The sequence below is a fragment of the Nocardia speluncae NBRC 108251 genome, assembly GCF_001613245.1.
In the GTDB taxonomy this organism is placed as follows: Bacteria; Actinomycetota; Actinomycetes; order Mycobacteriales; family Mycobacteriaceae; genus Nocardia; species Nocardia speluncae.
This window is the reverse complement of the sequence record NZ_BDBZ01000029.1, coordinates 19,943-33,198: the sequence shown is the minus strand read 5'-3', so window position 1 is coordinate 33,198 and position 13,256 is coordinate 19,943. Positions and strand designations below refer to the sequence as shown.

General features: G+C 67.9%; 11 protein-coding genes. 7 read left to right on the top strand and 4 right to left on the bottom strand.

What is annotated here, in order from left to right; all coding sequences use genetic code 11:
- Positions 1–536 precede the first annotated feature (536 nt).
- From NS6_RS22620 to NS6_RS22610, 3 genes are all read right to left on the bottom strand, one after another.
- Positions 537–1,019 (bottom strand): hypothetical protein, encoded by a 483-nt coding sequence (locus tag NS6_RS22620; protein ID WP_157112894.1) that lies wholly within the window; start codon positions 1,017–1,019, stop codon positions 537–539.
- 333 nt (positions 1,020–1,352) lie between these two features.
- Entirely contained in the window at positions 1,353–3,311 is a 1,959-nt protein-coding gene (gene htpG / locus NS6_RS22615; RefSeq protein ID WP_068044960.1) for a molecular chaperone HtpG, read from the bottom strand.
- A 15-nt stretch (positions 3,312–3,326) separates the two neighbouring features.
- Positions 3,327–4,997, bottom strand: coding sequence for a TM0106 family RecB-like putative nuclease (locus tag NS6_RS22610; protein WP_068044963.1), 1,671 nt, complete (start codon positions 4,995–4,997; stop codon positions 3,327–3,329).
- A gap of 399 nt (positions 4,998–5,396) precedes the next feature.
- On the opposite strand from NS6_RS22610, the gene NS6_RS22605 reads away from it, so the two are divergent.
- From NS6_RS22605 to rraA, 6 genes are all read left to right on the top strand, one after another.
- A complete protein-coding gene (locus tag NS6_RS22605; protein WP_068044958.1) occupies positions 5,397–6,035 on the top strand; it encodes a DUF6474 family protein in 639 nt (212 codons plus the stop codon).
- A gap of 109 nt (positions 6,036–6,144) precedes the next feature.
- Positions 6,145–6,804: a hypothetical protein gene (locus NS6_RS22600; protein ID WP_068044956.1), complete on the top strand. Its 660-nt coding sequence runs from the start codon at positions 6,145–6,147 to the stop codon at positions 6,802–6,804.
- Positions 6,765–7,421 carry a YcnI family protein gene (locus tag NS6_RS22595; RefSeq protein WP_068044955.1) on the top strand — a complete coding sequence of 219 codons (657 nt, stop codon included), beginning with the start codon at positions 6,765–6,767 and terminating at the stop codon, positions 7,419–7,421. Before NS6_RS22600 ends, NS6_RS22595 begins: the two co-directional genes overlap by 40 nt.
- The gene (locus tag NS6_RS22590; RefSeq protein ID WP_068044953.1) at positions 7,418–7,960 is read left to right on the top strand and encodes a copper resistance CopC family protein; all 543 of its coding nucleotides are present in this window, start codon (positions 7,418–7,420) and stop codon (positions 7,958–7,960) included. Before NS6_RS22595 ends, NS6_RS22590 begins: the two co-directional genes overlap by 4 nt.
- Positions 7,957–8,883 (top strand): CopD family protein, encoded by a 927-nt coding sequence (locus NS6_RS22585; RefSeq protein ID WP_068044951.1) that lies wholly within the window; start codon positions 7,957–7,959, stop codon positions 8,881–8,883. The genes NS6_RS22590 and NS6_RS22585 overlap by 4 nt, the downstream gene beginning before the upstream one ends.
- A 46-nt stretch (positions 8,884–8,929) precedes the next feature.
- Positions 8,930–9,418 carry a ribonuclease E activity regulator RraA gene (rraA, locus tag NS6_RS22580; RefSeq protein WP_068044949.1) on the top strand — a complete coding sequence of 163 codons (489 nt, stop codon included), beginning with the start codon at positions 8,930–8,932 and terminating at the stop codon, positions 9,416–9,418.
- A 10-nt stretch (positions 9,419–9,428) separates the two neighbouring features.
- Here rraA and NS6_RS22575 read toward each other — a convergent pair whose 3' ends face one another.
- Positions 9,429–9,650, bottom strand: a complete 222-nt coding sequence (locus tag NS6_RS22575) for an RNA-binding S4 domain-containing protein (RefSeq protein WP_068044947.1) — start codon at positions 9,648–9,650, stop codon at positions 9,429–9,431.
- Positions 9,651–9,897: 247 nt separating this feature from the next.
- Between NS6_RS22575 and lysX the strand changes: the two genes are divergently transcribed.
- Positions 9,898–13,215: a bifunctional lysylphosphatidylglycerol synthetase/lysine--tRNA ligase LysX gene (gene lysX / locus NS6_RS22570; RefSeq protein ID WP_068044945.1), complete on the top strand. Its 3,318-nt coding sequence runs from the start codon at positions 9,898–9,900 to the stop codon at positions 13,213–13,215.
- Positions 13,216–13,256 lie beyond the last annotated feature (41 nt).

The window sequence follows — 13,256 nt, the reverse complement described above, 5'->3', positions numbered from 1 at the left end:
CGTGGCAGTGGGAGCAGGCGGCCGGGTCGGCGTGTCCTGTGTCGGCACCGGCGGCACTGCGGCATCCGTCACTGCATAAGCGGGGGCGGCCAGAATTACGGCCGCGCCCACGGAGCTCCACAGTGCGGCTCTGATACCGGTACGGCGCCGGCTCCTGCCACTCGTAACGGCTGTCGGCATCATCGATCTCCAATCCGAGCGCGCTCCTGCGCTTCGACCGCACTATCGCCGCGCCGCCAGATTTCTGTACAAACTGCAGGTCCATACAGTCGAGGAGCGGCCGACTACCTCCCGAACCGGAGCGGAACACAGTGCCGCACAGACAAACCCGGCAACGGATCATCGCCTGCCCCGGCAGCTCTGCCCCCATCGGCCGAATTCGCGGTGCTACACAGGCGTTCAGCGCATTTCGGGAACCGTACCCAGGTCGCCATTCCTGTTTCGGATGTCGCAGGTATCCCTCAGTCCCCTACAACCGCGCCCGCCGTCCCGGGCGATAAGCCGGGCGGCGGGCGTTCGCCTTCCAAGTGCGGCTACTACAGGAGGCCGGTTCGATCGGCGAAGGGGCCGGCAGCCGCAACTCGTGCCCGCCAGGCATCGCAGATCCGGCGGATTGCCCACTTCTCATCGTTGCCGTCGATACGGCATCCGTCGCGCGTGGAGTCCCACCGGTCGTAACCGTCCTCGTCGTAACCGTCCTCGTCGTAGCCCCACGTATCAAAGCCGTCGCGGTCATATCCGTCGCGGTCATAACCCCACCGGTCGAAACCTTCCTTGTCGTAACCGCGGTTATCGCGACCGAATCGGTCATAGCCGTCGCGGTCATACCCCCACCGGTCGTAGCCGTGGCGGTCATATTCATCGGAGACGGGGGCGAGGTGCGTCGTGATCGGACCGATCGCTGGTTCCGCCGACGCCGGTGCCACTGCCAGGGCGGGGGCAGCGAACAGCGCGCCCAGCAGCGTGATCCGAAGCGCGGTGTAGCGCAATCCACGGTGCGCCGCAGTGGTAGTCGACATGATCGAGCTCCTATCCGGAACACGATTTGCGTGTCCCGGATTATCCATCGCCTGCACCCCTTGACGAATTACAAACCGCAGGTCGAAACCCTGTGCGCCCAAAAGGGGTTCGGATGATGCGCCGGACAGCCCATACTGCGTACCGGCCGAGCGCAACCGTTGCCGGTGCCGACCTCGAGCATGCGGTGGCCGCACCAGCGCAATCGAAAAAAGCCGCGTACTCCTCGGCCACCTCGTCCCATGGGTGGCCTGGGCAGTTCGGGCGTCCGTTCTGCGGCCGTCACCGACCGCGCCCGGAGGAGGCCGCGGGGCACGCCGCGGCCTCCGGAGCGGTCAGAGCGTACGCGTCAGCCGGTCGGCGAGGATCTGCGCGAATTTGGCCGGGTCCTTCAGTTCTCCGCCTTCGGCCAGCACAGCCGTGCCGTACAGGAGTTCGGCGGTCTCGATGAGCTCGGGGACCTTCCCCTCATCGGCGTCGTCCTTGCGGGTGTCGTAGGCATCGCGCAGCCCGGTCACCAACGGATGGGTGGGGTTGAGCTCGAGGATCCGCTTGAACTGCGGTAATTCCTGACCCGAGGCCCGGTACATGCGTTCCAGCATCGGGGTCATATCGAAGACATCGCCGACCAGGCAGACCGGCGAGGAGGTGAGCCGGGAGCTGAGGCGGACCTCCTTGACGCTGTCCTCCAGGGTTTTACCCAGCCAGGTCAGCACCTCGGCGAAATCCTTGTCCTGCTGTTCGCGCAGAGCTTCGGATTCCTTCTTCTCCTCCTCGGTTTCCAGATCGACCTCGCCCTTGGCGATCGACTGCAACGGTTTGCCGTCGAACTCGGTTACCGATCCGACCCACATCTCGTCTACGGGATCGGTGAGGATCAGCACCTCGCGCCCCTTCGCGCGGAACGCCTCCAGGTGCGGTGATTTCTCCACCTGTTCCCGGGATTCGCCGGTCATGTAGTAGATCCCGTCCTGGCCCTCGGGCATCCGCTCCACGTACTGCGCCAGTGTGGTGGCGTCGGAATCGGAGTGGGTGGAGGCGAACGAGGACACTTCGAGAATGGTGGCCTGGTTGTCGAAATCGGCGAGCAGGCCTTCCTTGAGGACCCGCCCGAATTCCTGCCAGAAGGTACGGTACTTGGTCTGGTCCTCGGCGCCCTGCAGCTCCTTGACGGTGCTCAGAACCTTCTTGACCAGGCGTTTGCGGATCATCTGGATCTGCCGGTCCTGCTGCAGGATCTCGCGGGACACATTCAACGACAGATCCTGCGCGTCCACCACACCCTTCACGAAGCGCAGATACTCCGGCATCAACTCTTCGCAGTTGTCCATGATGAACACGCGCTTCACGTAGAGCTGCACACCGCGTTTGTGCTCACGGGTGAACAGGTCGAACGGCGCCTGCGACGGCAGGAACAGCAGGGCCTGATATTCGAAGGTGCCTTCGGCCTTGAGCGGGATGGTCTCCAGCGGCTCGTCCCAGGCGTGGCTGACGTGCTTGTAGAACTCGTGGTACTCCTCCTCGGAGACCTCGCCCTTGGGACGGGTCCAGAGGGCCTTCATCGAGTTGAGCGTCTGCTCCTCGACAACGGTCTTCTCCTGCTGGTCGTCGCCTTCGCCCTCGGTGACAGTCCGTTCGACCTGCATCCGGATCGGCCAAGCGATGAAATCCGAGTACTTCTTGACGATCTCGCGGAGCTTGTACTCCTGCGTGTAGTCGAAGAGGTGGTCCTCGGCGTCGGCCGGTTTCAGATGCAGCGTGACCGCGCTGCCCTGCGGTGCCTCGTCGAGGGTTTCGATGGTGTACGAACCGGAGCCTGCCTCGGACTGCCAGCGGGTCCCGGTGGTCTCACCCGCACGACGAGTGGTCAGTTCGACCTTGTCGGCCACCATGAACGTCGAATAGAAACCGATACCGAACTGCCCGATCAGATCCTCGGCAGCGGCATCGGACTTGGCCTCGTTGAGTTTGCGGCGCAGTTCGGCGGTGCCGGACTTCGCCAGGGTCCCGATCAGATCCACCACTTCGGCACGCGACATGCCGATGCCGTTGTCCCTGACCGTAAGGATCCGCTGACCGGAGTCGACCTCCAGCTCGATATGCAGGTCGTCGGTGTCGACGTGCAGATCCTTGTCTCGATAGGACTCCAGCCGCAGCTTGTCCAGCGCGTCGGAAGCGTTCGAGATCAGCTCCCGCAGGAACGTGTCTTTGTTGGAGTAGACCGAGTGGATCATCAGCTCGAGCAGCTGATGGGTCTCGGCCTGGAACTCGAGTTGTTCGACGTGCTCTGTCACGCTTTCACATGGTAATCAAGCCTGCGCCGGGCTCGATCGCAGGTCGGTCGGAGCGGGCGGGGCCTGCGCGAAATCCGCGAGCGCGGGTACCTCCCGTTCGGCGCAATGCCCGGTCGGGGTCCGCGGGTTCATCCATTCACGCAGGACAGCGGTCGCGCGAACATCATCTTCGTTGTATTCGAACAGGCGAGTGCGTTGAGTGAGATCCGGTGCGGCGTCGTAGCCGACTGCCCGCCGATACCAGCTCATCGATGCCTCACCCCCGGCCTCCGGATCGCGCCAGGCGAATCCGGCGACGGGCGCGATCTTCTTCAGCCCCTTACCGCTCGGGCAGATGAACTGATCGGTGACGGCCTGGAACATGTCCACCCACTGCACCGAATCGACGAACCGTGTCACCTGCGCCGCGGTGGGCACCCCCGGACGGCCGGCGAACCGGCGCGCGGACTCGTAGAGCCATTTGTCCTCGGCCGAACGTGAATAGCAATAGGCGGCGAAGGTTTTACCGGCGGCCACGGCCTGTTCGCGGATCCCCATCAACCAGGTCCAGAACTCGGCGAATGACCTCCCCTCGTCCTCGGTCGGCAGCGGATCCCAAGTGACGAACGGCCGGTACTCCCCGTCGAGCAGCGTGCCCCAGAGATAGGCACCGTCCTCCTGGTAGCTCTCCAGATCCACATCCACCTCGACATCGGCGCGACGCACCCACACGTGGTCGGAGCGGCGGACCAGCGGCGCGTCCACCAGCCAGGCCCGCGCGGTGACCACCGCCTCTTCGAACGGCCCGTGCTGCCAGTCCTCCGGTTCGGGGGCGGCCCAGGCCGCCAGTTCGTCGATGGTCCGCACACCGTGCGCACGCAGCACCTCGGCCCGCGAACCGGGCGCCACCACGCTCACATCGCGGTGCTCGTTGAGCCATCCCTGGCAGCCACCGGTGGCACCGCGCGTCCACCACGGGCACTGGCGGCATTCGGGAACCTTCGAGGGAACGGTGGCGACCTCGCCGCGCAGCACGGCGATCCGATCCGCGTAGCGGTTGTCGTAATCGGTGAGCACTGTGGCCAGATCGTGCACCAGGATCCGGTCGAAGTGGAAGCCGATAACGCCACCGACCGGGGTTGCGGTGGCCAAGCCGTGGCGTTGCAGCATCCGGTACACGTGCGCCAGGCGCTGCTGATCGCGGGGTTGCTGGCGGAGTTTGCGGGCCCGGTCGGGTTCGGGGTGCCATTGCAGCAGATCGGAGGTCAGCGGATGGAATTCGGCCGGTTCGGGCCGGCGCGGATCAGTGACCTTGTGGTTGACCACGATCACCGGGATATAGCCGCCGCCCACATCACGCAGCAGGATCTCGGCGCCGCCGCGGCGGCCGGTATCGGATTCCTGTGGAAGCAGGCCACCCCAGATCCGGGCCGCCCCCGCCGCGCACGCCCGTAACGTGGCGTCGGCGCGGGCACGGGCGGGCTGTGCCGGATCGATGATCACCCAACTACCGGGGTCCGCGGCGACCAGGGTGTCACGAACCCGGTCGCGATGGGCCTGCGCGGCCGCGCGCCGCTGCTGTACCCCGGGGTCCTCCCGGACCTCGGCCAGCTGCTCCGGATAGGTGGCGTCGAGCCCGAGCCGATGCCGGCATCCGATCAGCCCCCGGGCATCGAGGAAAGCCGGGCGGCCGCGCTCGCCACCCACCCGTGCGTTGTCGCCACCCCCGGCGTCGCCGAATCCGGCACCTGCGGCGGAGCCGTTCCCGACAGCCGCGCGGGCATCGTCGGCGCCTATGGCGGCGTCGCTTTCGGCACCCACGCCGGCGCCGGTTTCGGCACCCGCGCCGGCGGGGTCTTCGTGGTCGATACTGCCCGGTTGCACGCAAGCAGTATGGTCTCTGCCCCCGACAGTCCAACGAATCGAGTCCCGTTCGGCCCCGATCACCGACCCACGCCACGACACCACTCTGCCCTTACCCGGGTGGCGTGTCTCGCCGGTTGGGTGGGGAACCCGATAGGGTGTCGGCGAACCGTGTGACACGGGTGGACGATGCGGTTTCCGTGTCGTATCGCCGCAGCGAACCAGCATGACGGAGGGCCTTCGATGGGGTTGTTCACCAAGCGCAAGCGGCGGCCGAATCGGCGGGCCGAGGCAAAGGCTCTCAAGCACAAGGCTGCGATGGAGGCCAAGCTCGGCGCCAAGAACGAGCGCAAACGGCAACGCACCGAGGCCCACACCCAGCGTAAGGTCGCCAAAGCGCAGGTCGCGACGCTGCAGGCAGAGGAGAAGGCCGCTCAGAAGGCCGCCTCCCGCGCCGAACGCGACCCGTTCAGCCCCGGTCAGGTCAAGAAGTACATCGGGGTGGCGCGGGTGCTGGTTCCGGTACTCGCCCCGCTGGCCTACCGCGGGGCCACCTATCTGCGCGGGCAGCTGGACGCCCGGCGGGCGAAACAGCTCGGGGTGGGCGTGAATCAGCTCGGCGACTACGCCGGCCACGGGGGCCGGTTGCAGGCCCGGATCACCAATACCGCAGCCGCACTCGACAAGATCGCGAGCGACGACGGGGGCAAGGACACCCAGCAGTTCCTGACCAGTGCCCGCAGCCGGCTCGATGCGCTCGATTCGGCCGTGCGCACCGCCGACCAGATGCCCGCAGCGCGGCGGCGTTCGGTGCACGCGTCGATCGCCACCGAACTCTCCCGGATCGAGGCGGACGTCCTGGCCCGCCTCGGCGTCGCCTGAACCCGGACGCCCAGCACCGCCACCGCGGGGGCGGCGGCGAGGCCGAACCGGCCCCCGACGATGATGGACGCCGACCAGCCGTCCACCTGTGACCTCCCGAAAGTGCTCGATGTCCCGCAACCCGCACACCGGCCCCGCACAATTGCGGGGCTGCGTGGTGGGCGTGGCAACCGGGACGTTGGCCGTGGCCGCCCACGGCGCAGCGGGTGGCGGGTATCCCACGTCGGCCGGTACCGCCCTGCTCTTGCTGACCACACTGGTCACCGGGTGGGGCTCCGGATCCGTCGTCACCGGGGCGCGCAGCCGGTTCGCGAACCGGGCCGCTGTACCCGGACTGAGCATCTTCCTGCCACTGGCCTCGGGTCAGTTCGTCGGGCACTGGGCGCTGACCGGGCTCACCGGTCACCACACCGGAACAGCTACCGCGGGCAGTGAATCACCGACCGGCAGCCCGCTCTCCGCGGCGATGCTCGGCGCCCATCTGCTCGCGGTGCTGCTGTGCACCCTGACGATCGCTGTGGCCGAACGGCTGTACCGGGCGGCGTCGGCGGCGCTACGCGTGCTGCTCACGCCCGTGCACCGCCTTCCACCGGCCCTTCGGGCCCGTATCGCGGCCATCCTCATGATTCCGCGGAAGCACGCTCCGAACGGAGCGTCCGGTCCACGCGCGCCACCTGCTCGCGTGATCACCGACGTTCCCACATCCTTCGGAGAGAAAGTTTTCCGCCCATGTCCCACGGGTTTTCCCCGACCCTGCGCCGCGGTCTGACCACCGCCGCCGCCGCGGGTCTCGTACTGGCCGGCGCCGGTCCGGCCGCCGCGCATGTCAGCGTATCGGCGCCGAACGCGACCCCTGGCCGGTCCACCGTCGCGACGTTCAGTGTGCCCACCGAATCCGATACCGCCGCCACCACCGCGCTACGGGTCACCGTGCCGGAGATCGCGACGGCACGCACCGAGCCGGTCCCCGGCTGGACCGCGAAAATCGAACGCGACGACGAAGACCGGGTAGTGGCCGTCACCTGGACCGCGAACCCCAGCAGCCCCGGTATCCGCCCGGGTGAATTCCAGCGTTTCGTAGTGTCGCTGGGCCCGCTGCCCGAAACCGATTCGATCGACTTCCCGGTCGAGCAGACCTACAGCGACGGCTCCGTGGTGCGCTGGAACGAAACCGGCGACCACGATTCGGCGCAGTATCCGGCCCCCGTCCTGACGCTCGGCGCGGACGCCGGCGACCAGTCCGGTCACGAACACGGCGATCAGGCCGCGGCCGAACCGGGCGAGGGTACCGACACCACCGCCCGCTGGCTCGGCGGCCTGGGTCTGGCGTTCGCGGCGCTGGCCCTGGGCGCCGGTGTCGGCGCCGTGGTCAGGGGGCGGCGATGAACCGCCGGATACCGGTGATCGCCCTGGTCACCGCGCTGCTGTGGCTGTTACTCGGACCGATTGCCGGTACGGCCGGCGCGCATTCCGCCGTGGTAGGCAGCGATCCGGCCGACGGCGCTACTGTCGATGCCGGACCGGCGCGGGTCACGATCAGTTTCAACGAACCGCTGCAACCGGATTTCCCGGCAATGACCGTGGTGGGTCCCGACGGGAACCTGTGGTCGAAGAGCGATCCGGTCGTCGAGGGCCGTGATCTCAGTGTCGCAGTGGGCGAACTCGGTCCGGCCGGGGTGTACCGGGTCGCCTTCCGGGTCACCTCGGCGGACGGCCACGTCGTCGACGGCGAACGGACCTTCACGCTGACCACCGCGGGCCAGGGCACACCCGGTCCGGCGGTGGACGCACAGGGTTCCGGGGACGGGTCCGGCGGCGGAGTGCCGGTGTGGGTCTATATCGCCGGTGCGGTGGTCCTGTTCGGGGCCGGCCTGGCATTCGCGCTGTTCGGTTCGAACCTGGGCAAGGGCAAGAACGAGCAGTGAGAAGTAGTCTCCCGGGCGGGCCCGACCGCCGGGTCGCGTTCGGACTCGCTGTTCCGGCGGGCCTGCTCGGGGTACTGGTGGCCTGGGCGCTCGGCGATATCCCGGCCGCCGCGACAATGCGGTTGGGTGCGGATCTCGCCGGGGCCGCTGTTCTCGGCCTGGCCGTCCTACCCCGGTTGAACGACCGGCTCGACGTCCCGTGGCGCATGCTGGCGGTACTGGCCGGGCTATGGTGCTGCCTCGAATTCGCGGTGCTGGTATTCGCCGCGGGCGACGTGGTCGGCTCGGGCGTGACTGCGCTGAGCCCGGCGGATTTCGGCACCTATCTGGTGCGGATCAGCGGCGGGCAGATCGGATTGGCCATCCTGGCCGGTACGGCGGCTATCGCGGGCTACAGCGCGCTCGCCTTCCGGCGACCGGGCGGGCACACAACCGATCTGGTGCTGGTATTCGCCGCGGTCACCGTGACTCTGCGCCCCATTACCGGGCATATGTCGCAGCAGGCGTTCGGGTCGGTACTGGCCGGGGTGCACGCGCTGGCCGCGGCGATGTGGCTGGGCCTGCTGCTCGCGTTGGCGCTGGTGGTGCGCGGGCGCCGCGATTGGGCCGAGACTCTTCCCCGATACTCCGCGGTCGCCGCACCGATGGTGGCGGCCGTGGCCGTTACCGGAGTGATCAACGGTTTGGTTCGGATGGGCGGGATCACCCCGTTCTTCACGACCGGTTACGGCCGGATCATGGTGGCCAAATCCGTATTGCTGATCGTGCTGCTGGCGCTCGGCTGGTGGTGGCGCCGGAGCTGGGTCGCGGCGGCAGCCGCTCATCGGATGAGCGCCGCTGCGTCGCTGCGTCGTGCGGTGCTGGAGGTCGCGGTGATGGCGGCGGTGTTCGGGCTCGCCGCTTCACTGGCGGTCGCCGGATAGCGGGGTCGCTGTCGGCTGCTCCGCCCCGGGCGGCACAATCGGAAATGTGACTGAATCAGAGCAGCAGGTGGCCACCGCCGATCTCGCCGATGAGATCGGCGCCGATATCCGTAGCTGCGATACCCAGTTCATCCAGTTCGGCGGTCGGCAGGTGTTCGCCGGGCGAATCACCACGATTCGCTGCTTCCAGGACAACCTACTGGTCAAACAGACGCTGAGCGGGCCCGGGAACGGCCGGGTACTGGTGGTCGACGGTGGTGCGAGTGTGCATACCGCACTGGTGGGCGATATCATCGCCGGCCGCGGAGTCGAGAACGGCTGGGCCGGGGTCGTGGTCAACGGCGCCGTCCGGGACTCGGCGATTCTGCGCACCCTCGATATCGGACTGAAGGCCCTGGGCACGAACCCGCGCAAGAGCACGCAGACCGGGTCGGGCGAGAAGGACGTCCCGGTGGAATTCGGTGGGGTAACCTTCCGTCCCGGCGAAATGCTCTACAGCGACCACGACGGCGTCGTGGTTCGCGCCGAGGACTGACCCGGCCGGATTATCCGGCGCCCACCCTGGCTTGATGACCGGCGATTGCCACTACATCGCCCATCTGGAGCTGGCGCCCGCGGCGCAGTTCGACCTCGTCGTTGACCCGTACCAGCCCTGCAGCGATCACTGTCTTGGCCTCCGACCCCGATTCGATCAGATTGGCCAGTTTCAGGAACTGCCCGAGCCGTATGGTGTCATCGTCGATAGGCACATCGATTGGATCCGGCATGGTCTCATGCTTACTCCCCCGGTCAGCGCGCCTTCCGACCGCCCCGGCCGAATCCGGCCGAAGACCGGAACAAACGGGCATACCCGGCATTTCACGGCGTTCGCCCGCCACGCCCGGAACCCGGTTACCCATTTCGGCCAACCGTGCCCGTGCACAGGGCAATACGGGCGGATCTCGGGCGATCTGCCGCTAACACGCCGGTATACACCCCGGATTCGGTACGGGCGGGCGGCAGACTGGAACAGTGATGTCCACGCAGGAACCGCCAGACCCCGAAGTACCCGACCGAAGAGCAACACTCGGACGGCTCGCGGCCATACCGCGCGTCCTGGCTCTTGTATCGGGTGCTTTCGCGATGGCCTGCCTGGTGTGGAGCGTGGTGCCGGGGCTGTCCGGTGCACTGCGGATCCCGCGTGACTATCTGGACCAGTACTACCTGCACGCACCCGCGACGAATCTGCTGTGGGCGGCCGTGGCCGGCCTCCTTGCCGTCGGGCTCTCCCGGCGCAAACGGGTCGCCTGGTGGGCTGCGCTGCTCTACCAGGTGAGCTGGCTACCGGTAAATCTGCTCGATGTCATCCGCGAGCAGAACCCGAACGCGGTGCTGGGCCTGCTCGTCCATATCGGCGTATTCACGCTGCTGATCGCCGCGCGCACACAGTTCACCGCCCGGATCCGGCCTTGTGCACCGCGCCCCGCGGCGACCGCGTTCGGTACCGGCCTGCTCGCGGCCGGTGTGGCCGGTGGGTGTGTGGTGCAGCTGTTTCCCGGATCGCTGGCCGCGGGGGCGCCGCGTGTAATGTTCGCCGTCTCCCAGCTCACCGGCGGGCTTGTCGTACGTCCCGCACAACTCGCCGGTGCCGCACCGTTTCCCACAGCGTTTCTGGTGGGCCTGTTCGGCGCACTGGTTTTCGTGGCCACAGCCATGGTGCTGGTACGAACACAGCGCGCGGAACACGCACTCACCGAAGCCGACGAGATAGCGTTGCGCGAGCTGTTGAACAGCCCGGATCCCACCGGTTCGACCGATTACCTGGCGACCCGCCGCGACCGCGAGATCGTCTTCAGCCCGAACGGCCGCGCGGCCATCGGGTACCGGGTGGAGTCCGGTGTCTGCCTGGCCATGGGCGATCCCCTCGGTGCCCGTGACTGCTGGCCGCAGGCGGTGGAGTCCTGGCAGCGTTACGCGAAGCAGTTCGGCTGGCCGGTCGCGGTGATCGGGGCCGGTGAGGCCGGGATGCCGGTGTATCGCCGGGCCGGACTCGACGCTGTTGCCGCGGGCGCGGAAGCACTGCTGGATACCCGGACCTTCGCGCTGACCACCCCGGAACTGCGCCCCATCCGCGACACTCTCACCCGGCTGCGCAAACAGGGGATGACGGTTCGGATCCGGCGCCACCGCGATCTCGGTACCGCCGAGTTCGCGCGTCTGGCGGTGACGGCCGAGCAGTGGCGGCGCACCGAGACCGAACGCGCCTACCCGCTACCGCTGGGCCGGTTCGGCGACCGGCGCGACGGTGATTGCCTGCTTGTCGAAGCCCTCGACGCCGAAGACCGCGTACTCGGCATGCTCTCGCTGGTGCCATGGGGCCGGGCCGGCGCCACCTTGGAACTGCTGCGCCGCGAACCGGGCACCGCCGAGGACATCACCGATCTGCTCATCGCGGAATTCGCGCTCCGCGCCGAACAGCACGGTATCGAACAGGTTTCGCTGAATTTCACCGTGTCCCGCTCGGTCTTCGAAGCAGTGGGCCGTCGTGGCCGGCCAGGTCCCGCGCACGGTATACGGGCGGCAGCGATCGCATTGCGCGACGGTCTGCGCGGCCTGCCGCTGTCGTTTTCCCACTGGTGGCAGCTGGACCAGCTGTACCGGACGGCCAGGCGTTGTCAACCGCGCTGGGCGACCCGGTACGTCATGTCCGCCGACCCGCGAGACCTGCCGCGTATCGCCGTCGCTGCCGCCTTCGCCGAAGGGCTGCTACCGCGGCCGGGCGGTGCAGCCGGGGTATTCACCCATACCGGATGTCATAGCGCCGTTCCCGAACGCACCGTGGTGGCGCCGCCCACGACGGCCACGACTGCGGCGGCCGATCCGGCGCCCGCGCAGGATCTCCGGCCCGAGCAGGTGCGGGTGCGCACAGACAAACTGGACCGGCTGGCGGGCACGCATATCGACCCGTATCCCCCGCCCTTTCCGCCGACCCACACCGTCGCCGCGGCCCGGCGGGTACCGCGCGGCACCACCGTGCGGATCTCCGGTCGGCTGCTCCGGCTGCGCGACTGCGGCGGTGTGCTGTTCGCGGTGGTCCGCGACTGGACCAGCGATATCCAGCTCCTGCTCGATCGGGAACGACTCGGCGCGGCGCGCTGCGCCGAGTTCGGCGAGCACTTCGATCTGGGTGATCTGATCTCGGTGAGCGGACAAGTCGGATACAGCCGCCGCGGCGAATTGTCGCTGCTGGTGGCCGATTGGCGGATGCTGGCCAAATGCCTGCACCCACTGCCCGATAAATGGCATGGCCTCATCGATTTCGAGACGCGGATGCGGCGCGGCTACCTGGACCTGATGATCGATCGCGAGGCGCGTGAACTACTGGCCCGCCGCAGCGCCGTGCTGCGCGCACTGCGCGATGCCCTGCACGACGGCGGTTTTCTGGAGGTCGGTTCGCCGGTGCTGCAACCCGGCCCCGGCACGGGAACCGCCCGTAGTATGCGCACCCATATCGACGCCGACAACACTGATCTGCATCTGCGTCTGGGCCCGGAACCGGCGTTGAAACGATTGTGTGTCGGCGGCGTAGAGAAGATCTTCGAGCTCGGGCCCAGTTTCCGGAATACGCGCGCGAGTGCCCGGCACCTGCCCGAATTCACGCTGCTGGAAGCCTACGAGGCCCACAGCGACCATCAGCGGATGATGACGCTGTGCCGGCAGCTGGTGCAGCAGGCCGCGCTGGCCGCGAACGATTCGATGGTCGCCATGCGCCCGCGGACCGACGGTTCCCTCGAAGCCCTGGACCTTTCCGGTGAGTGGCGGGTGCGGTCGCTCTACGAGGCGCTGGCGCAGGAAACCGGCACCGAGATCACCCCCGACACTCGTTTGCCGGAGCTGCGCGACCTGTGCGAGAAAGCCGATATCAGCTGCCGGCCGAGCTGGGACCACGGCCGCACGGTCTACGCGCTCTACCAGCGATTGGTGGCCGAAACCACCCATGAGCCCACCTTTTACACCGACCTGCCCAGTAGCGTCGCACCACTCGCGCGTCCGCATCGCCGCCGGGCCGGTGTGGCCGAACGGTGGGATCTCGTGGCCGGTGGCATCGAATTGGGCACCGGGCGCAGCGAACTGACCGATCCGGTGGAACTGCGCCGGCGTTTCGCGGCGCAGGCGCGGTCCGCCGACGGCGGGCCGGCGATCACAGGGCTCGACGAGGATTTACTGTGCGCCCTGGAACACGGTATGCCGCCGACCGGCGGCCTGAGCCTCGGCGTCGAGCGTGTACTCATGCTGCTGACCGGGCGCACGATCCGGGAAACGCAGACCTTCCCGTTGGTCCGGCAACGCTGACGGTTCCCCGACGCGCAACCCGGCCAAATCCGGGAACAAGT